This window comes from Microbacterium sp. ARD31 (genome assembly GCF_031844425.1).
The window spans coordinates 46,225-64,250 of the sequence record NZ_JAUZVE010000028.1; the positions used below are offsets into that span (position 1 = coordinate 46,225).

Below are 18,026 nucleotides of genomic sequence, written 5' to 3' on the forward strand. Positions count from 1 at the left end.
AGATGAGCCAGGGAGACGGGGACAGCGCCGCGCAGGGGATGGTCGACATGTTCGACGAGGGGGCCGGGCCGGGTCCGGTGTGCCGCGTGTGCGGCTCGCTCGTCGCCCCGGACGAGCTCTACCGCCAGGCGCACTGGGACTGGCACGAGGCGTCCAACGGCGCCTGACGCGCCCTAGGCCCCCTGGCCGAGCGGCTCGATCTCCCCACGTTCGACGAGCTCCTCCAGCGCCAGCCGGCAGCCGGACGACCAGCCGCCCGCGCCGTCCTCGAAGGACACGACGGCCTCGCGCGCAGTCGTCCGGCCGGCCACCCGCCCCGGCGTGGTAGGAGCAGCCGCCTCCGGCCGCCACCGAGCCCGGCTCGTGGAGTGCGGGGTCGAAGGTCTGGGACAGGTGTTGCGCCATGGTGCACCTCCGTGTCCACAGTGCCACTGCCCGGCGTCCGCACGTACCACCCCTGTGGGCCTTGTCTCACCGCCAGCGCGGAACTCGCGCGCCGGGTTGCTCGATGCCGAGATTCTTGATGTGGTCGCCGGATGGCCACAGGAATCGAACACCCACGCGACCTGCCCACACCCGACGACATCCACCCCGCCCTCGACGCCGCCATCGAGCCGAGCGCGCCACGCGAGACCGGGCTCGACAAGCTCGTCTTCGGCGTGACCGCGGTGGTCAGCCTGGCGTTCCTCGTCTGGGGGTTCGTCAGCACCGGCAGCCTCGCCGACGCCTCCGCGAGCGGCCTGGGATGGACGATGGAGAACACGGGCTGGCTCTTCGTGCTGACCTCCAGCGCCTTCGTGGTCTTCGTGATCTGGCTGGCGCTCGGCAAGTTCGGCAACATCCCGCTGGGTCGCGACGACGAGGACCCGGAGTTCCGGACCATCTCGTGGGTCGCGATGATGTTCAGCGCCGGGATGGGCATCGGGCTGATGTTCTACGGCGTCTCCGAGCCGATCACCCACTTCGTGACCCCGCCGCCGGGCACCGGCGAGCCCGGCAACCCCGAGGCCGCGCAGACCGCGATGGCGACCACGATGTTCCACTGGACGCTGCACCCGTGGGCGATCTACGCCGTCGTCGGCCTGGCGGTGGCGTACGGCGTCTATCGCAAGGGGCGCCTCCAGCTGATCAGCTCGGCCTTCGAGCCGCTCCTGGGCCGGCACGCGCACGGGCTCGGCGGCAAGGCGATCGACATGTTCGCCATCTTCGCGACGCTCTTCGGCTCCGCCACCTCGCTCGGCCTCGGCGCGCTCCAGATCGAGTCCGGCCTGCAGATCGTCGCCGGCCTGGGCGACACCGGCAACGCCGTGCTGGTCGGCATCATCGCCGTGCTCACCGCCGCGTTCGTGCTCTCCGCGGTCTCTGGCGTCGCCAAGGGCATCCAGTGGCTCTCCAACATCAACATGGTCCTGGCCGTCGCGCTGGCACTGTTCGTGTTCGTCGTCGGGCCGACCGTCTTCATCCTCAACCTGGTGCCGACCTCCATCGGCAGCTACGTCGCGGACCTGCCGATGATGGCGGCCCGCACCGCGGCCGAGGGCACCGAGACCAGCGACTGGCTGTCCAGCTGGACCGTCTTCTACTGGGCCTGGTGGCTGTCGTGGACGCCGTTCGTCGGCATGTTCATCGCCCGCATCTCGCGCGGTCGCACGATCCGCCAGTTCGTCACCGGCGTCCTGCTCGTCCCGAGCCTGGTCAGCGTGGTGTGGTTCTGCATCTTCGGTGGCGCCGCGATCGACCTGCAGCAGGCAGGCACGGACATCGCCGGCGCGGGCGGACTGGAGCAGCAGCTCTTCACCACCCTCGAGTCCTACCCGCTGGCGACCGTCTCCAGCATCGCGGTGATGGTGCTGGTCGGGATCTTCTTCGTCTCCGGCGCAGACGCGGCGTCCATCGTGATGGGCTCGCTCTCCGAGCGCGGCACCATCCACCCGAGCCGCCCGACGGTGACCTTCTGGGGCGTCGCCACCGGCGCGGTCGCCGCGGTGATGCTGCTCGTCGGCGGCGCGGACGCGCTCAGCGGCCTCCAGACCATCACGGTGATCGCCGCCCTGCCGTTCGTGCTGATCATGGTCGGCCTCGCGGCCGCCCTCGTGAAGGACCTCGGCCAGGACCCGATGGTCGTGCGCCGCAAGTACGCGCTCGAGGCCGTCGAGGCCGCCGTGATCACGGGTGTCACCGAGCACGGCGACGACTTCATCCTGTCCGTCGAGCGCGACCCCGACGCCTGACGGCCTAGGGTCGGGCACATGGTGGCACCCCTGCGCATCGGCTTCGTCACCGGCGCGACCCCGGACAAGTGGGCGCGCCACTGGCGCGAGCGCCGGCGCGAGCCGCTGGAGCTCGTGCCGGTGACGGAGGCCGACCAGCTCGACGGCGTGCGCGACGGCACCCTCGACATGGCCATCGTGCGCCTCCCGGTCGACCGCGAGGGGCTGCACCAGGTGCGCCTCTACGACGAGCTGCCGGTCGCCGTCGCGTCCAAGGAGCACGTCCTCGCGGCCGCCGACGAGGAGGTCACCACGGCCGACCTCGTCGACGAGCAGCTCGTCCGTCCGCACCCGAGCGGGTGGACGCCCACCGCCGAGCAGCTCGACTGGCCGCCGATGACCGAGCAGGAGGCGATCGAGACGGTCGCCGCCGGCACCGGGGTGGTCATCCTCCCGATGTCCGTCGCGCGACTGCACCAGCGCAAGGACGTCGTGACCCGGGTCGTCTCCGACCTCGAGCCGACCACCGTCGCCCTGGTGTGGCAGGTCGACCGGGACGACGAGGTCACCCAGGCCTTCGTCGGCGTCACCAAGGGACGGACGGCCAACACCTCACGCTGACGACGCTCCCCCGCGACGCCCGAGCGACGCCAGCGCCTGCCCCAGGAGCAGCAAGGGCAGCGACGCCGCCACCACCAGGGGCGCCGCGATGACGAGGCCGACGAGGAACAGTCCGCTCTCGTCCTCGCTCGACCACCAGAGGAAGAGGGTGACGAGGGTGGACAGCACCGCGGCCGCCGCCGGCCACAGCAGCCGAGCGCCGCGGGGCGCAAGGGCGCCGGCGAGCACGCAGCCCACCGCCACGGTGGCGAACCAGGCCACGTGCTGGGCGTCTCCTGCCTTCCCGTCGCTCCACGAGATCCACGCCGCCCAGGCCGCCGGCGGCGCGAGCAGCGCCACCACGGTCGAGGCGGTCACCGACGTCGAACGTGTCGTCACCATGGGGCGAGTATCGAGGGTGTCACCCCGGCCCGCCTGAGGTCCCGTGCTCAGCCGTGCCGGTACAGGACCTCGGCCCGCAGCCACTCCCCGAGCACGCGCGCCGACGACTCGACCAGGCTCGACCAGTCGAGGGCCGACTCGTCCGCCGCGTCGGAGACGTGCTTGACGAGCCGGACCGGCACGCCGAGGTCGCGACAGGCGTACGCGACGGCGTACCCCTCCATGTCGACGAGGTGGGCCCGCTCGGCCAGGGCGTCGCGCACGGCCGGGTCGCTCACGAACACGTCGCCGGTCGCCAGCACCACCTCCGACTCCCCCACCTCGAGGCGTTCCTGCGGGTCGTAGCCGAGGGCGCGGACCACGTCGGCGCTCAGGTCGTGGTTGAGCACCGTGCCCGGCTCGAACACCCCGGACAGCCCGGGACGGAGGGCGCCGGCCGTGCCGATGTTGACCACCGTGAGGCCGGCGAGGTCGTCGTACGCCGCCAGGGCACGCGCGGTCGTGACGGCGGCCGCGACCTTCCCGAGGCCGGTGATCACCAGGGGCAGGTCGGCCGGGACGTGCGCGGCCTCGGCCGCGGTGGCGGAGACGACCAGCACGTGTGGCGTCACTCGGCGTCCCGGTGCTTGCCGATGCGCGAGTGCGGGGTGGCCATGACCGCCTCGATGCGGTTCTGGTCGTAGACCTCACCGAGCCAGTCGAAGAGCCCGCGCAGCACCCCGGGGTCGGCGACGTAGTCGTCGTAGTGGACGCGGTAGGCCGCGTCGCCGAGGCCCTCCGCGGTCGTGAGGATCTTCTCCTCGATCGCCCGCACCTGCGAGAGGGGGTCGTCCTTGTGGGTCCAGTAGTTGCTCGCCGCCACGTCGTCCACGTTGCGGGTGTTGACGACGAACCGCGCCCCCGGGAACACCTGGCGCAGGAACTCGACGTACTCGGGCAGGTCGGCGTCGTACCAGCGGATCTCCTTGTAGCCGCTGACCCGCGTGTCGTGCTCGGGGCGCAGCAGCGTCGCCTCGGCGAGGGCGCGGATGTGCTGGAGGGACGCGATCTCGGGGAAGCCCTCGATGCCGAACCACGGGTGGGTGGGCTGGCTCGCCCGGCGCGGGTCGACGCGCGCCTTCTCGGCGAGCCCACTGCGGTGGAAGTCGTAGAGGTGCCGCATGGCGTGGCGGTTCTCCCCCCGCAGCAGCCAGCCGGGGATCGAGTTGAGGATGCCCATCAGCAGGGTCGAGCCCGACCTGCCGTAGGTCATCACGAACACGTGGTCGAGATCGCGCACGTCCGTCACCAGGACTTCTCGAGGGGCCGCCCCTCGTGGAAGCCGGCCGCGGACTGGACACCGACGAGCGCGCGCTCGTGGAACTGCGCGAGGTCGCTGGCGCCGGCGTAGGTGCAGGAGGACCGCACCCCGGAGCAGATCTGGTCGATGAGGTCCTCCACGCCCGGGCGGTCGGGGTCGAGGTACATCCGCGAGGACGAGATGCCCTCCTCGTAGAGGCCCTTGCGGGCCCGGTCGTACGACGACTCGGCCGCGGTGCGGTTGGCCACCGCACGGGCCGAGGCCATGCCGAATGACACCTTGAAGGGGCGGCCGTCCGCGTCGTGCATGAGGTCGCCCGGGGACTCGTGGGTCCCGGCGAACCACGAGCCGATCATCACCGACGAGGCCCCGGCGGCCAGGGCCAGCGCGACGTCGCGCGGGTGTCGTACTCCCCCGTCGGCCCACACGTGCCTGCCGAGCTCGCGGGCCTGGGTCGCGCACTCGAGGACCGCGGAGAACTGCGGGCGCCCGACGCCCGTCATCATCCGGGTGGTGCACATCGCACCCGGGCCGACCCCGACCTTGACGATGTCGGCGCCCGCCTCGATGAGCGTGCGGGTGCCCTCGGCCGACACGACGTTGCCGGCCGCGACCGGGACCTCGGGCGACAGCGCCCGGACGGCCTGCAGGGCCTGGACCATCCGGTCCTGGTGACCGTGCGCGGTGTCCACCACGAGGCAGTCGACGCCCGCCTCGAGCAGGTCGGCAGCGCGTTCCTTGACCTCGCCGTTGACCCCGACGGCCGCGGCGATCCGAAGCCGGCCCGCGTCGTCGACGGCCGGCGTGTAGAGCGTCGCGCGCAGCGCGCCGAGGCGGGTCAGCACGCCGACCAGCTCGCCGGCCTCGGACACCGCGACGGCGAGCGGCGCCTTGGCGCGCTCGATCGCGTCGTAGACCTCGCGCGGCTCGGTGCTCGCTGCGACGGTGACCACGGAGCGGTTCATCACGGCCTGGACCTGGGCGAAGCGGTCCACCTCTGCGCAGTCCGTCTCGGAGACCACGCCGACCGGTCGACCGTCCTCGACCACGACGGCGGCCTTGTGGGCGCGCTTGGGGATCAGCGACAGCGCCTCGGCGACGGTCTGGTCGGGGCGCAGCTCGATCGGGGTGTCGAACACCCGGTGGCGCTGCTTCACCCACGCCACCACGTCGGCGACGACCGGGATCGGGATGTCCTGCGGGATGACGGTGATGCCGCCGCGGCGGGCGACCGTCTCGGCCATCCTCCTGCCGGCGATCGCGGTCATGTTGGCGACGACCAGCGGCAGGGTGGCGCCGGTGCCGTCCGAGGTGGCCAGGTCGACGTCGTAGCGACTGGCGACGGAGGAGTGGCGCGGGACCATGAAGACGTCGTCGTAGGTGAGGTCGTGGCCCGGGGTGTCGTGGAGGAACTGCACTGGCCGGAGTCTACGCAGGCGCGGACACCGGGTCGGGCGCCGTCACGGCCTCAGCCGTGCACGGCTGCGGCCTCCTGCAGTGCCCGCCAGGTCCGGTCCACGTCCGCTACCGTCGTGCGCCAGCTGCCGACGGCGAACCGGATCGCCGCCCGTCCGTCGACCGTCGTGTGACTGAGGTAGGCCTCGCCGGACGCGTTGACCGCCTCCATCGCCGCGAGCGTCTGCTCGTCGCCGGACCGCAGCCGGAGGACGACCAGCGAGAGCGCCGGCTCGGTGACCAGCTCGAAGCGGTCGTCCGCGCGCACGAGGTCGGCCACGTGCTCGGCCAGCGCGACCCCGCTGCGGACGTGGGCCCGCAGCCCGCTGAGGCCGTAGGTGCGGAGCACCGCCCACAGCTTGATCGCCCGGAAGCGGCGGCCGAGCTGGGGGTGCCAGTCGCGGTAGTCGACGACCTCGCCCGACGCGGTGGCTGCGTTGCGGAGGTACTCGGGAAGGATCGAGAGCGCGCCGGTGAGCGCGGCGCGCTCGCGCACCCAGAAGGTGCTGCAGTCGAACGTCGTGAGCAGCCACTTGTGGGGGTTGGTGACGAACGAGTCGGCCGCCTCGACCCCGGCGAGGTGGTCGCGGTGCTCGGGGCAGACGGCGGCGACGCCGGCCCATGCGGCGTCGACGTGCAGCCACACGCCCCACTCGCGCACGACCTCGGCCACGGCCGCGATGTCGTCCATCGCTCCCGTCGAGGTGCTGCCCGACGCGACGTGGACCATGACCGGGCGCAGCCCCGCCTCCACGTCCTCGACCATCGCGGCGCGCAACGCACCGACGTCGATGGCCTGGGTGGCCGGGTCGACGTCGATGGTCCTCACGGCGTCCTCGCCCAGCCCGGCCATCATCGCAGCCTTCACCAGCGACGAGTGGGCCTGGGTCGAGCCGTAGACGCGCCACCCCTGGACGCCGACGCCGTGGACGCGTGCCTCTCCCCCGCTCGCGCGGTGCAGCGCGGAGAGCAGCGCGGTGAACGTCGCCGTCGACGCGGTGTCCTGGATGACGCCGCCGCCAGGCCCGTCGCTGCGGAACGCCGCCGGCAGCCCGAGCGCCTCGGCGAACCAGTCCAGCACCACCTGCTCGACCTCGGTCACGGCCGGGCTGGTCGCCCAGATCATCCCCTGGGCCCCGATGCCGCTGGAGATCAGGTCCCCGAGGATCGCGGCGGGGGACGAGTTGGCCGGGAAGTACGCGAAGAAGCGCGGGTGCTGCCAGTGCGTCAGCCCGGGTACGACGACCCGGTCGAGGTCGGCCAGCACGGCGTCGAACGGCTCGCCGTCCTCCGGGGCCGACGCGGGCAGCTGACGTCGTACGCCACCGGGGGCGACCTGGGAGCGCACGGGCAGCTCGTCGAGGGAGGCCCAGTAGTCGGCGATCCAGTCGATGGCCGCATGACCCTGGCGGCGGAACTCCTCGGGCGACATGTGGGGTGCGTCGGCTGGCAGGTCGGGCATGGTCCGAACGTACCGGTGCGGATCGGGTGCTCGTACTCAGCACCGATCGGGTAGTCGCGCAGATCCCCTCGGCCCGCGCCGCGAGCACGCTGCTGCCATGACCTCCAAGAACGACTCCACCGCCAAGAACACCGCCGCCTTCGCCGCCCAGGCCGCCATCTCGTTCGGCGCCGCCCTGTTCGCCATGCTGGTCGCCATCTACTTCATGAGCGCCGACCCGTGGATCAAGGGGTTCCTCGCCCTCGGCACGCTCTACCTGACGACCTCGACGTTCACGCTCGCCAAGGTCGTGCGCGACGCCCAGGAGGACCAGCGGGTCTTCCACCGCCTCGACCAGGCCCGCGTCGACAAGCTCCTCGCCGAGCACGACCCCTTCAAGAACGTCTCCTGATCTGCGCACGAAGCCCCTCTCGGGACCTCCGGGAGGGGCTTCGTCGTGACCACCCGGTGGTCGAGGTGCGAGGAGCGCCAGCGACGAGCCTCGAGACCACGCACGTTCGTGTGGTTTCGAGGCTCGCTGCGCTCGCACCTCAACCACCGGCTCAGGCTCGCTGCGCTCGCACCTCAACCACCAGGACGAGGTGGCGTCATGACGACCCGGCGTCGGCGGCTACTTCAGCTCGGAGCTGGTGAGGCCGAGGACGCGGCGGGCCACGATCAGCTGCTGGATCTGCTGGGTGCCCTCGAAGATGTCGAGGATCTTGGAGTCGCGGGCCCACTTCTCCAGCAGCTCGGCCTCGCTGTAGCCGAGGGTGCCGCACAGCTGGACGCAGGACAGCGTCACGTCGGAGCCGACGCGGCCCGCCTTCGCCTTGGCCATCGAGGCCTCCAGCGAGTTGGGCAAGCGGTTGTCGGCCATCCAGGCCGCCTGCATCATCAGCAGCTGCGCGCCCTCCCAGTCGGCCTCGAGCTGGAGGAACTTCGCCGCCGCGGCCGACTGGCTCTGGGCGGGCCGGTCGTAGTCGATGACGACACCCGCCTGCTCGAGCAGGTCGCGGGTGAGGTCGAGGGACGCGCGGGCGCACCCCACGGCCATGCCGGCGACCAGCGGTCGGGTGTTGTCGAAGGTCGCCATCGCGCCCGCGAAGCCCGATCTGGTGTCGATCTCCGGGGAGCCGAGGAGGTCCTCGGCCGGCACGCGGCAGTCGGTGAACGTGATCGCTGCGGTGTCGGACGCGCGGATCCCGAGCTTGTGCTCGAGCCGCTCGACCTTGAGCCCGGGGTTGTCCTTGCGGACCAGGAACGACTTGATCGCGGCCCGGCCGAGCTCCTTGTCGAGGGTCGCCCACACGACGACGCTGTCGGCACGGTCGCCGGAGGTGACGTAGATCTTCTCCCCGTTGATGACGTACTCGTCGCCGTCCTTGACTGCCGTGGTGGTGATGTTGGCGGAGTCCGAGCCGGTGCCGGGCTCGGTGATCGCCATCGCCGCCCACGTGCCCTTGTAGCGCTCGAGCTGCTCGTCGTTGGCCACCGACGCGATGGCCGAGTTGCCCAGGCCCTGGCGCGGCATGGACAGCAGCAGCGCGGTGTCGCCCCAGCACATCTCGGCGATCGAGAGCACCGAGGCGAGGTTGGCACCGTTGCGGACGGTGCCGTCGTCCGCCGCGCGCTCGTCACGTCGTACGCCGCCGGCGCCGGCGCCGCTGGTCGCGCCGGTCTCGCTGACGCCGTCGATCAGCGCGGCGAGCATGTCGAGCTCCTTGGGGTACTCGTGCTCGGCGCGGTCGTACTTGCGGGAGATCGGGCGCAGCATGTTCATCGCCAGCTGGTGGGCCTGGTCGATGAGCGCCGCATGCTTCTTCGGGGTCTCGAGGTTGATCGCCATCAGATCATCACCGCGCCTTCCATCACGCCGACGGCCCGCAGGTCGCGGTACCACCGTTCGACCGGGTGCTCCTTCACGAAGCCGTGCCCACCGAGGAGCTGCACGCCGTCGAGGCCGATGCGCATGCCCTTCTCGGTGCACAGCTGGCGGGCCAGGCCGACCTCGCGGGCGAAGTCCTGGCCGCGGGCGGCCCGCGAGGCCGCCTTCCAGGTGAGCAGGCGCATCGCCTGCAGCTCGATGGCGATGTCGGCGACCATGAACGCGACCGACTGCCGGTGGCTGATCGGCTCGCCGAACGCCTCGCGCTCGTTGACGTACTCCTTGACGTGGTCGAGCACGGCCTGGCCCGTGCCGACCGCGAGGGCGCACCAGGCGAGCCGCGAGAGACGTACGCACTCGGTGTAGGCCGTCCCGTCGGTGTCGCCGAGCAGCGCCTCGGCCCCGACGCGTACGCCGGTGAGGTGCAGGCGCGCGAGGCCGGCGGCGCGCACGCCCATCGAGGGGTCGGCCTCGACCTCGAGGCCCTCGGCGCCGGACTCCACGAGGAAGAGCGCCGGGGTGCCGTCGAGCGACGCCGCGACCACGAACAGCTCGGCCTCGGCGCCGCGCACGACGGCGGACTTCACGCCGTCGAGCACGAAGTCGTCGCCGTCGCGCAGCGCCGTGGTCGACAGGGCGAACGGGTCGAAGAGGACCGTCGGCTCGGCGATGGTCAGTGCGGCCACCGGGACGTCGTCACCGGTGAACGAGGGCAGGTAGGTCTGCTGCTGGGCCTCCGTGCCCCAGAGGCCGATGGCCGTGGCGACCGCACCCGGCGCGAGCGTGGCGACGGCGAGGCCCATGTCACCCTTCGCCAGCGCCTCGGCGACCAGCGTGCCGGCCATCGCCGAGCGCTCCTCCATGATGCCGCCCAGGGACTCCGGCACCCCGAGCCCCGGCAGGCCGACCTCCTGTGCCGCGCGGAGGACCTCCACGGGGGCGGCGCACGCCTCGTCGGCGTCGGCGGCGGCCGGGCGCAGCACCTCGGCCGCCAGCTCGGCGACCACGTCGACGAGCATCTGCTCGTCCTCGGTGGGGGTCAGGTCGAAGACGCCGCGGGAGGCCGCCGGGGCCGGCCGCTCGCCGTCGGTGCGACGCCCCGCCCGGGCGAAGGTCCGCCCGGCGGCCGTCGCCACCCGGAAGCCGTTGCGGGTGGTCGAGTAGACGACGTGCTCGGTCTGGCGCCGCAGGCCGACGCGGTCGATGAGGTCGCTCTGCGCCAGCCGGTTCACGGCGGCGACGGCGAGGCCGATGGGGTCGCGGGTCTCCCGGGAGGACAACCCGTGGCGCCCGCCCGGCCGGAGGCTGTTCATGATGGACATGACGAAACTGTAACTCTGAGTTACACCTTTCGCCAGAGGCCGACCCGTGCTGCCAATCACTCCCCCACCACCTCGCTAGGATCCACCGCATGCCCGACGACGAGCAGACCGTCCACCCCGATGTCCGGGCGCCGCACGGCCCACTCCCCGAGGGTGGCACGGTCCGTCCCATCACGCGGTGGGGCACGCCCGTCATGCACCGGCCACAAGCTCCCGTGACGTCGTACGACGACGCGCTCGCGACGCTGGCCGCCGACATGGTCGCCACGATGTACGCCGCCGACGGGGTGGGGCTCGCCGCCTGCCAGATCGGCGAGGACGTCGCGATGTTCGTCTTCGACTGTCCCGACGACAGCGGCGAGCGCACTGTCGGCGTGGTCTGCAACCCCGTGCTCACCCTCCCCGAGGGCAAGGAGCGCCACCTCGAGGACGACGACGAGGGCTGCCTGTCGTTCCCGGGGTCCTTCGAGCCCTGCGCACGTCCCGACCGCGCGCGCGTCGACGGCACCGGGCTGGACGGCGAGCCGGTGAGCTTCGAGGGCGACGGGCTGCTCGCCCGCTGCCTCCAGCACGAGACCGACCACACCCTCGGCACGGTGTTCGGCGACCGCCTGTCGGCGAAGTCGCGCAAGCGACTGACCAAGAAGCACGACGCCGCCGCCGAGGACTACCCGCTCACCTGGCCCGCCGAGTGAGCGGCCGCCCGACATGCAGGACCTGAGGATCACGCGGGAGAACGCCCGCTTCCAGCAGTGGGAGGCGCTGCTGACCAACCGCACGAAGCGGCACCGTAACCGGGAGTTCCTGGTGCAGGGCGTCCGCCCGATCACCCGTGCGGTCGAGGAGGGCTGGACCGTCCGGGCCCTGCTGCGGGCCGACGGGCCGGGCTCGGCCTGGTCGGACGACCTGTGGGCGACGACCGACGCCGAGCGCGTGGTGCTCGCGCCCGACCTCCATGCCCGGCTCAGCGGCCGCGAGGAGGGCGCCGAGCTGGTGGCCGTCGTCGAGATGCCCGAGGACGGCGTCGCCCGGCTCGGCGAGTCCGCGCGGCCGCACGGGCCCGTCGTGGTCTTCGACCGGCCGGCCAGCCCCGGCAACATCGGGACGCTCGCCCGGTCCGCGGACGCCTTCGGCGCCTCGGCCCTCGTGGTCACCGGCCACGCCGCGGACCCCTACGACCCGCAGGCCGTCCGGGCGAGCACCGGTTCGCTGTTCGCCCTGACCGTCCTCCGGGTCCCCGCGCACGGCCCGGTCGTGGACCACGCCCACACCAACGGCTACCGGATCGTGGGCACCGACGAGCACGGCACTGCCCTCGCCGACGCACCGCTCGACGGCCGCGTCGTGATCGTGGTCGGCAACGAGACGCACGGCATCTCCTCGGGCTGGCGTGCGGCCTGCGACGACATCGTGAGCATCCCGATGGTCGGCAGCGCCTCGTCGCTGAACGCGGCGGTCGCCGGCTCCATCGTGCTCCACGAGGCCCTTCGCCGGCGCGGCTGACGGGGGAACCATGGACGCGGTGCTCGACTGGGTCGTGCTGGTCATGCGGACCGTCGGCTCGCCCGGCGTCGGGCTGGCCACGGCGCTCGAGACGGTGTTCCCGCCCGTCCCGAGCGAGCTGGTGCTGCCGCTCGCCGGCTACACGGCGAGCCAGGGCCACTACGGGCTCGTCGCCGCGATCGCGTGGGCGACGGCGGGGTCGCTGGCCGGCGCGCTCCTGCTCTACTGGCTCGGCGCGGCCTGGGGGCTCGACCGGATCTGCGCACTCGCCGACCGGGTGCCGCTGATGCACGCCCGCGACGTGCGCAAGGCGGTGTCGTGGTTCGGCGACCACGGACGGACCGCGGTGTTCGTGGGCCGGCTCGTGCCGGGGGTGCGCAGCCTGGTCTCGATCCCGGCGGGCGTGGACCGGATGCCCCTGGCGACGTTCTGCCTCTACACGACGGCCGGCAGCCTGGTGTGGAACGCCGCCCTGATCCTCGCCGGCTACGAGCTCGGCGCGCAGTGGCACCGCGTCGAGGCGTACGTCGGCAGCATCGGCAACGTCGTCTACGTCCTGCTCGCGGTGGCGCTGGTCGTCGTGGTCGCCCGGCGGCTGCGGCACCGCGTGGTCCACGGGACCGTCACGGAGGGCGGCACGGGGACCGGCACCGACGGGGGCGCCGGGGTCAGCGACGCGCCGCGACGTAGCAGGCCACCGCGCTCGCCGCGGCGACGTTGAGCGAGTCGATGCCGGCCTGCATCGGGATGATCGCGCGGCGGTCGGCGGCGCCCTCCCAGCGCGCGGAGAGCCCGTGCCCCTCCGAGCCCAGGACGAGGGCGAGCCGGTCGACGCCGTCGACGGCCTCCTCGATCGGCACGGAGTCCGCCGAGAGGGTGAGGGCGACGGTGGTGAACCCGCGCCGCGACAGCTCCGGCAGGGCGTCGTACCAGTCGGGCAGGCGGGTCCACGGCGTGCTGAACACCGCCCCCATGCCCACCTTGATCGAGCGCCGGTAGAGCGGGTCGGCGCAGCGCGGCGCGAGGAGCACCGCGTCGAAGCCGAGGGCGGCGCCGGATCGGAAGATCGCGCCGACGTTGGTGTGGTCGACCACGTCCTCGAGCACGAGCACCGAGCGGGCCCCCTCGAGCACCTCGTCGACGGGCGGGAGCGGACGACGGCGCAGCGAGGCCAGGGCTCCGCGGTGCACGTGGAAGCCGGTCACCTGTTCGATGAGGTCCTCCGACAGGACGTAGCAGGGGCCGTCGCTCGCGGCGAGCACGTCGTGCAGGCCCTCGAGCCACCGCGGCGCCATCAGGAAGGAGCGCGCCGCGTAGCCGCCCTCGACCGCACGGCGCACCACCTTCTCGCCCTCCGCGAGGAACAGGCCGTGCTCGGCCTCGAGGTGCTTGCGGAGCTCGACGTCGCGCAGGTCGCGGTAGTCGGCGAGGCGCGGGTCGTCGGGGTCCGTGAGCTCGACGACCTCGACCCCCCGGGCGTCAGGCACGACCCTGGACGTGGTCGGCGTAGTGGGAGGGTCGGGCGACGGCCACGACGTCGCCGATCACGATGATCGCCGGCGGCACCACCTCGTGCGCCGCGAGGTCGTCAGCCAGGGAGCCCAGCGTGGTGAGCACCGTGCGCTCGGTGGGCATGGTGCCGTCCACGATCACCCCCACCGGCGTCGACGCGGGACGCCCGCCCTCGACCAGGGTGGCCGCGATGGCCGGTGCGTTGTCGACCGCCATCAGCAGCACCACGGTGCCTCGCATCCGGGCGACCGCGCCCCACTCCACCAGGGAGTCCGGGTGACCCGGCGGGATGTGCCCCGAGATGACCGTGAACTCGTGCGCCACCCCACGGTGCGTCACCGGGATGCCGACCCGCGCGGGAACGGCGATGGCGGAGGTGAGCCCGGGTACGACGGTGACGGGCACGTCGGCCGCCGCGCAGGCCAGGAGCTCCTCGAAGCCGCGGCCGAAGACGAAGTTGTCACCGCCCTTGAACCGCACGACCCGCTTGCCGGCGCGCGCCCGGTCGACGATCACCTCGTTGATGTAGTCCTGCGAGGCCGAGCGTCCGCGGGGCAGCTTGGCGACGTCGATGAGCTCGACGTGCGGGTCCAGCTCGTCGAGCAGCTCGCGCGGCGCGAGCCGGTCGGCCACCACCACGTCGGCGGACGCCAGCGCGTGGCGCGCCGCCACCGTGACGTACTCGGGCTCCCCCGGCCCCCCGCCGACCAGCACCACGCCCGGCGTGCGGTCGAGGGCGTCGGAGGCGGTGAGGTGGCCGTCGCGCAGGGCGGTGACGATGTCGTCGCGCAGGGCCGCGGACTTGCGCGGCTCGCGGTTGCCGAGCACGCCGACCGTGACGCTGCCGTGGTGCCCGACGGCCGGGGTCCAGGCGGTGCCGCCGAGGGCGTCGTCGGCGCGGACGCAGAACGTGTGGCGCGCCTCGGCCGCGGCCACCACCCGGGCGTTGACCTCGGGGTCGTCCGTGGCGGCGACGACGTACCAGGCGCCGTCGAGGTCGGACTCGGTGAAGTCGCGCAGCACCAGCGTGAGCTCGCCCGACAACCCCTCGATCGCCGGCGTCACCTCGGGGCTCACCACGGTCACCGCCGCCCCGGCGGCCAGGAAGGCCGGCACCCGGCGCTGGGCGACGTGTCCACCGCCGACGACGACCACCGAGCGGCCGGTGAGCACCAGCCCGGCGAGGTAGGGGTGGGCCGCCGGCGAGCTGTGGTCGGTCATGGGCACATTGTCCCTACCCACCGCGTGGGCCCGATCGCTAGGTTCGAGGAATGAGCACAGGCATCGAGCGACCCGTCAGCCCGAATCCCTACGACTACCTCCCGGCGACCGAGTCCTTCACCGTCACCAGCGACGACGTCACCGACGGCGCGCCGCTCAAGGACGACCAGGTGGCCGACAAGGGCAACACCTCGCCCCAGCTGAGCTGGTCCGGTGCGCCCGAGGGCACCCAGTCCTACGTCGTCACCTGCTTCGACCCCGACGCACCGACCCCCAGCGGCTTCTGGCACTGGTGCCTGGTCGACATCCCCGCCGACGTGACCTCGCTGGACACCGGCGCGGCGTCCGGCGACCTGCCCGGCACCGCCTTCCACGTGCGCAACGACGGGGGCGAGGCGGGCTTCATGGGAGCGGCCCCGCCGGAGGGCGACCAGCCGCACCGCTACTTCTTCGTGGTCCACGCGGTGAAGGACGCCACGCTCGGCGTGGACGAGTCCGCCTCGAACGCGGTGGTCTCCTTCAACCTCGCGTTCAAGACCCTCGGTCGCGCGATCATCCACGGCACCTACCAGCACTGAGCGCTGCACCCCGCTGCCGCGGCCCCCACCAGGGCCGCGCGGCACCCGGAGGCCCCTCCGGTCCGGACCCGACGCGGTCCAGACCAGAGGGGCCTTCTTTCGTCATTCCGCTCATGCGGCCCCGCGCCGACCGCTTTCATTCCTCCAGGCGGTCCTCCGACGCTTTCCCGACGAATGTTGACGAAGCGGAGGCGTGCCGCCGGCACCACGCGCAGGGAATCGACTTCCTACACAACTTCGTCGTACTCTCAAGCGGCAATCTTGCAAGATTCTCTCAAGATTCGCGTCCCACCCCCACCCCGCGGATCTTCCCCCGGAGGAGCCCCCCGTGCAGTCCCGACCCGTCCCCCTGCTGGCGACCCTGGTCGTCGCCCTGACGGTGCTGGTCGCTGCCCCGGCCACCGCCCGCACCGCGACCTGGCCGGTCGCCACCGGCGCCCTGGCGGCCGCGAACAGCGCCAAGGACGTCAGCAGCCTGTCGATGGACGAGCTCGAGGACCGGCTGATGGCCGAGATCAACCAGGCCCGTGCCGCCAACGGCCTCACCAAGGTGTGGGTCTTCGACGCCTGCACCGACCGCCTCGCCGAGCAGTGGGGCGAGCGCATCGCCCGCACCGGCCTGTTCGAGCACCGCGACCAGAACGAGGTCATCAACCGGTGCGACAACTCGTGGGCCGGCGAGACGCTGGTCCGCGGCTCCGACCTGACGCCCCGGGCGATGGTCGACCTCTGGCTCGACTCCCCCGGTCACCGCGCGATCCTGCTCAGCCCGCGAGCCAAGCGCGCCGGCATCGCCGTCACCCGCGACTCGCAGGGACGGATGATCGGCGTCGTCAACCTGGTCCGCCACACCTGACCTCCTCCACCGGCCCGCCGCGGCCCGGGGTGCACCGCACCTCGCCGGTGTGAGACGATCCCCGGCCCCCTCTCCACGAGGTGGTGTCCGGGGATCGATCGCGTCGAGGGGGAAGTCGGATGCTGCACGTCGCCGTCGCGACCCGCACGTTCCGGCGCTACTCCACCTACCGCGCCGCCACCCTCGCCGGGATCTTCACGAACTCGGTCTTCGGCATCATCTACTCCTACGCCTACCTCGCGCTCTGGGACGCCAACCCGACCGCCGGGGGCTACGACGCGCGCGACGCGGTGACCTACGTCTGGCTCGGCCAGGCCCTGCTGATGACGATCGCGCTGTGGGGAGGCGGCACGACCGACGACCTCGCCGAGCGGATCCGCACCGGCGACGTGGCCATCGACCTGTACCGCCCGGTGGGCCTCGTCGGGTGGTACCTCGCCGCCGACCTCGGCCGGGCGGCCTACCACCTCCTCACGCGGGGCGTCGGGCCCACGGTCATCGGCCTGGTCGTCTTCGACATCGCGCTGCCGGCCTCGCCGCTGGCCGGTCTCGCCTTCGCGGTGTCGCTCGTGCTGGCGGTCGTGGTGAGCTTCGCGGTCCGCTTCTTGGTCGCCAGCACCGCCTTCTGGCTGCTCGACCAGTCGGGCGTGAAGGTGATGAGCGGGGCGTTCGCGATCTTCTTCAGCGGGATGATGCTGCCGCTGGTGCTGTTCCCGGGCTGGCTCGGCACGCTCGCGCAGGCGCTGCCGTGGGCGTCGTACCTCCAGGTCCCCGCGGACATCTGGCTGGGCACGCACACCGGCTCCGGCCTCGCCACCGCCCTCGGCTTCCAGGTCGCCTGGGCGCTCGTGCTGCTTCTCGCGTGCCAGGCGGTGCTGCGGCTCGCGACCCGCAAGGTGGTGGTCCAGGGTGGTTGACCTCGCCGCGACGGCCGGCGGGCACGCGCGTGCCTACGGCCAGATCGCCTGGCTCTGGATCCGGGCGGCCTGGCAGTACCCGACGTCGTTCGTGCTGCTCGCGATCGGCAACGGGCTGATCACCGGGCTGGACTTCGTCGGGCTCTGGATCATGTTCGCGCACCTGCGCGACCTCGCCGGGTTCTCGCTGTCCGAGGTGGCGCTGCTCTACGGCAGCGCCTCCCTCGCGCTGGCGGCGGCCGACACCGCCATCGGCAGCGTCGAGCGGATCGGCACCTACATCCGCACCGGCCGGCTCGACCAGATGATGACCAAGCCCGTGCCGCTGCTCGTGCAGGTGTGCGCCGACCAGTTCACCCTGCGGCGCCTCGGCCGGCTGACGCAGGCGGCCGTGGTCTTCGGCTGGGCCTGCACGTACGTCGACTGGACGCCGCTGCGCGCCCTGGTGGCGGTCTCGATGCTGGTCAGCGGCGCACTGGTGTTCTTCGGGCTCTTCGTGGGGTTCTCCTGCATCCAGTTCTGGACGACGGACGCCAGCGAGTTCGCCAACGCGTTCACCTACGGCGGGGCGACGGTCACCCAGTACCCGCTCAGCATCTTCCCCCGGGAGGTGCTGGTCGGACTGACCTTCGTCATCCCGGTCGCGTTCGTGAACTGGTACCCCTGTCTCTACCTGCTCGGGCGCACCGACCCCTTCGGCATGCCCGACGCCCTCCAGTTCGCCTCTCCCGTCGCCGGCGTGCTCACCATGGCGCTCGCGCTGCTGGTGTGGCGCTCGGGCGTCCGCCACTACACCTCGACCGGGAGCTGACCATCTCCGC

The 18,026-nt window shown here is 72.5% G+C and carries 21 protein-coding genes; 11 read left to right on the top strand and 10 right to left on the bottom strand.

What is annotated here, in order from left to right; all coding sequences use genetic code 11:
• The first annotated feature begins 2 nt into the window (after window positions 1-2).
• Window positions 3-167, top strand: coding sequence for a hypothetical protein (locus tag Q9S36_RS36220; protein WP_311289636.1), 165 nt, complete (start codon window positions 3-5; stop codon window positions 165-167).
• A 6-nt stretch (window positions 168-173) separates the two neighbouring features.
• Here Q9S36_RS36220 and Q9S36_RS36225 read toward each other — a convergent pair whose 3' ends face one another.
• On the bottom strand, window positions 174-311 hold the full coding sequence (locus tag Q9S36_RS36225; protein ID WP_311289637.1) for a hypothetical protein: 138 nt from the start codon (window positions 309-311) through the stop codon (window positions 174-176).
• A gap of 225 nt (window positions 312-536) precedes the next feature.
• Here Q9S36_RS36225 and Q9S36_RS36230 point away from each other — a divergent pair, with 225 nt between their 5' ends.
• Window positions 537-2,231, top strand: a complete 1,695-nt coding sequence (locus Q9S36_RS36230) for a BCCT family transporter (protein WP_311289638.1) — start codon at window positions 537-539, stop codon at window positions 2,229-2,231.
• Between the two features lie 18 nt (window positions 2,232-2,249).
• The gene (locus Q9S36_RS36235; protein WP_311289639.1) at window positions 2,250-2,831 is read left to right on the top strand and encodes a LysR family substrate-binding domain-containing protein; all 582 of its coding nucleotides are present in this window, start codon (window positions 2,250-2,252) and stop codon (window positions 2,829-2,831) included.
• On the opposite strand, the gene Q9S36_RS36240 is transcribed toward Q9S36_RS36235, so the two are convergent.
• The 5 genes from Q9S36_RS36240 to Q9S36_RS36260 are packed head-to-tail and all read right to left on the bottom strand — an operon-like array spanning window position 2,823 to window position 7,429.
• Entirely contained in the window at window positions 2,823-3,212 is a 390-nt protein-coding gene (locus tag Q9S36_RS36240; protein WP_311289641.1) for a hypothetical protein, read from the bottom strand. The two genes, Q9S36_RS36235 and Q9S36_RS36240, sit on opposite strands and share 9 nt — an antisense overlap.
• Before the next feature lie 47 nt (window positions 3,213-3,259).
• Window positions 3,260-3,811 (bottom strand): nucleosidase, encoded by a 552-nt coding sequence (locus Q9S36_RS36245; protein WP_311289642.1) that lies wholly within the window; start codon window positions 3,809-3,811, stop codon window positions 3,260-3,262.
• Window positions 3,812-3,819: 8 nt separating this feature from the next.
• Window positions 3,820-4,500, bottom strand: a complete 681-nt coding sequence (locus Q9S36_RS36250; protein WP_311289643.1) for a sulfotransferase — start codon at window positions 4,498-4,500, stop codon at window positions 3,820-3,822.
• Window positions 4,497-5,930, bottom strand: a complete 1,434-nt coding sequence (locus Q9S36_RS36255; RefSeq protein WP_311289644.1) for a GuaB1 family IMP dehydrogenase-related protein — start codon at window positions 5,928-5,930, stop codon at window positions 4,497-4,499. Before Q9S36_RS36255 ends, Q9S36_RS36250 begins: the two co-directional genes overlap by 4 nt.
• A gap of 50 nt (window positions 5,931-5,980) precedes the next feature.
• Window positions 5,981-7,429, bottom strand: a complete 1,449-nt coding sequence (locus Q9S36_RS36260; RefSeq protein WP_311289645.1) for a pyridoxal-dependent decarboxylase — start codon at window positions 7,427-7,429, stop codon at window positions 5,981-5,983.
• Between the two features lie 97 nt (window positions 7,430-7,526).
• Between Q9S36_RS36260 and Q9S36_RS36265 the strand changes: the two genes are divergently transcribed.
• Window positions 7,527-7,820, top strand: a complete 294-nt coding sequence (locus Q9S36_RS36265; protein ID WP_311289646.1) for a YiaA/YiaB family inner membrane protein — start codon at window positions 7,527-7,529, stop codon at window positions 7,818-7,820.
• A 219-nt stretch (window positions 7,821-8,039) separates the two neighbouring features.
• On the opposite strand, the gene Q9S36_RS36270 is transcribed toward Q9S36_RS36265, so the two are convergent.
• Window positions 8,040-9,257, bottom strand: coding sequence for an acyl-CoA dehydrogenase family protein (locus Q9S36_RS36270; protein WP_311289647.1), 1,218 nt, complete (start codon window positions 9,255-9,257; stop codon window positions 8,040-8,042).
• On the bottom strand, window positions 9,257-10,618 hold the full coding sequence (locus Q9S36_RS36275) for an acyl-CoA dehydrogenase family protein (RefSeq protein ID WP_311289648.1): 1,362 nt from the start codon (window positions 10,616-10,618) through the stop codon (window positions 9,257-9,259). Before Q9S36_RS36275 ends, Q9S36_RS36270 begins: the two co-directional genes overlap by 1 nt.
• Window positions 10,619-10,707: 89 nt before the next feature.
• Here Q9S36_RS36275 and def point away from each other — a divergent pair, with 89 nt between their 5' ends.
• Genes def through Q9S36_RS36290 form a run of 3 tightly spaced genes read left to right on the top strand, consistent with a single transcriptional unit; the run spans window position 10,708 to window position 12,842 of the window.
• Window positions 10,708-11,313 (top strand): peptide deformylase, encoded by a 606-nt coding sequence (gene def, locus Q9S36_RS36280; protein ID WP_311289649.1) that lies wholly within the window; start codon window positions 10,708-10,710, stop codon window positions 11,311-11,313.
• A 13-nt stretch (window positions 11,314-11,326) separates the two neighbouring features.
• Window positions 11,327-12,121: a TrmH family RNA methyltransferase gene (locus tag Q9S36_RS36285; RefSeq protein ID WP_311289650.1), complete on the top strand. Its 795-nt coding sequence runs from the start codon at window positions 11,327-11,329 to the stop codon at window positions 12,119-12,121.
• Window positions 12,122-12,131: 10 nt separating this feature from the next.
• Window positions 12,132-12,842, top strand: coding sequence for a DedA family protein (locus tag Q9S36_RS36290; RefSeq protein ID WP_311289651.1), 711 nt, complete (start codon window positions 12,132-12,134; stop codon window positions 12,840-12,842).
• On the opposite strand, the gene Q9S36_RS36295 is transcribed toward Q9S36_RS36290, so the two are convergent.
• Window positions 12,790-13,608, bottom strand: coding sequence for an RNA methyltransferase (locus Q9S36_RS36295; RefSeq protein WP_311289652.1), 819 nt, complete (start codon window positions 13,606-13,608; stop codon window positions 12,790-12,792). The two genes, Q9S36_RS36290 and Q9S36_RS36295, sit on opposite strands and share 53 nt — an antisense overlap.
• Complete coding sequence (gene cobA / locus Q9S36_RS36300) at window positions 13,601-14,854, bottom strand: uroporphyrinogen-III C-methyltransferase (RefSeq protein ID WP_311289653.1); 1,254 nt, start codon at window positions 14,852-14,854, stop codon at window positions 13,601-13,603. Before cobA ends, Q9S36_RS36295 begins: the two co-directional genes overlap by 8 nt.
• A gap of 50 nt (window positions 14,855-14,904) precedes the next feature.
• On the opposite strand from cobA, the gene Q9S36_RS36305 reads away from it, so the two are divergent.
• The 4 genes from Q9S36_RS36305 to Q9S36_RS36320 all read left to right on the top strand — a co-directional run bounded on the left by Q9S36_RS36305 (window position 14,905) and on the right by Q9S36_RS36320 (window position 18,016).
• Complete coding sequence (locus Q9S36_RS36305) at window positions 14,905-15,432, top strand: YbhB/YbcL family Raf kinase inhibitor-like protein (RefSeq protein WP_311289654.1); 528 nt, start codon at window positions 14,905-14,907, stop codon at window positions 15,430-15,432.
• A 328-nt stretch (window positions 15,433-15,760) separates the two neighbouring features.
• Window positions 15,761-16,288 (top strand): CAP domain-containing protein, encoded by a 528-nt coding sequence (locus Q9S36_RS36310; protein ID WP_311289655.1) that lies wholly within the window; start codon window positions 15,761-15,763, stop codon window positions 16,286-16,288.
• 119 nt (window positions 16,289-16,407) lie between these two features.
• Complete coding sequence (locus tag Q9S36_RS36315; RefSeq protein WP_311289656.1) at window positions 16,408-17,205, top strand: ABC-2 family transporter protein; 798 nt, start codon at window positions 16,408-16,410, stop codon at window positions 17,203-17,205.
• The gene (locus Q9S36_RS36320; RefSeq protein ID WP_311289657.1) at window positions 17,198-18,016 is read left to right on the top strand and encodes an ABC-2 family transporter protein; all 819 of its coding nucleotides are present in this window, start codon (window positions 17,198-17,200) and stop codon (window positions 18,014-18,016) included. Before Q9S36_RS36315 ends, Q9S36_RS36320 begins: the two co-directional genes overlap by 8 nt.
• Window positions 18,017-18,026: the final 10 nt, after the last annotated feature.

Bases quoted from the DNA above. Each gene is read 5' to 3' on its own strand.
- Q9S36_RS36285 (WP_311289650.1), top strand. From the start codon at position 11,327: ATGCAGGACCTGAGGATCACGCGGGAGAACGCCCGCTTCCAGCAGTGG.
- Q9S36_RS36240 (WP_311289641.1), bottom strand. From the start codon at position 3,212: ATGGTGACGACACGTTCGACGTCGGTGACCGCCTCGACCGTGGTGGCG.
- Q9S36_RS36315 (WP_311289656.1), top strand. From the start codon at position 16,408: ATGCTGCACGTCGCCGTCGCGACCCGCACGTTCCGGCGCTACTCCACC.
- Q9S36_RS36230 (WP_311289638.1), top strand. From the start codon at position 537: ATGGCCACAGGAATCGAACACCCACGCGACCTGCCCACACCCGACGAC.
- Q9S36_RS36290 (WP_311289651.1), top strand. From the start codon at position 12,132: ATGGACGCGGTGCTCGACTGGGTCGTGCTGGTCATGCGGACCGTCGGC.
- def (WP_311289649.1), top strand. From the start codon at position 10,708: ATGCCCGACGACGAGCAGACCGTCCACCCCGATGTCCGGGCGCCGCAC.
- Q9S36_RS36305 (WP_311289654.1), top strand. From the start codon at position 14,905: ATGAGCACAGGCATCGAGCGACCCGTCAGCCCGAATCCCTACGACTAC.
- Q9S36_RS36220 (WP_311289636.1), top strand. From the start codon at position 3: ATGAGCCAGGGAGACGGGGACAGCGCCGCGCAGGGGATGGTCGACATG.
- Q9S36_RS36235 (WP_311289639.1), top strand. From the start codon at position 2,250: ATGGTGGCACCCCTGCGCATCGGCTTCGTCACCGGCGCGACCCCGGAC.
- Q9S36_RS36265 (WP_311289646.1), top strand. From the start codon at position 7,527: ATGACCTCCAAGAACGACTCCACCGCCAAGAACACCGCCGCCTTCGCC.
- Q9S36_RS36260 (WP_311289645.1), bottom strand. From the start codon at position 7,429: ATGCCCGACCTGCCAGCCGACGCACCCCACATGTCGCCCGAGGAGTTC.
- Q9S36_RS36275 (WP_311289648.1), bottom strand. From the start codon at position 10,618: ATGTCCATCATGAACAGCCTCCGGCCGGGCGGGCGCCACGGGTTGTCC.
- Q9S36_RS36270 (WP_311289647.1), bottom strand. From the start codon at position 9,257: ATGGCGATCAACCTCGAGACCCCGAAGAAGCATGCGGCGCTCATCGAC.
- cobA (WP_311289653.1), bottom strand. From the start codon at position 14,854: ATGACCGACCACAGCTCGCCGGCGGCCCACCCCTACCTCGCCGGGCTG.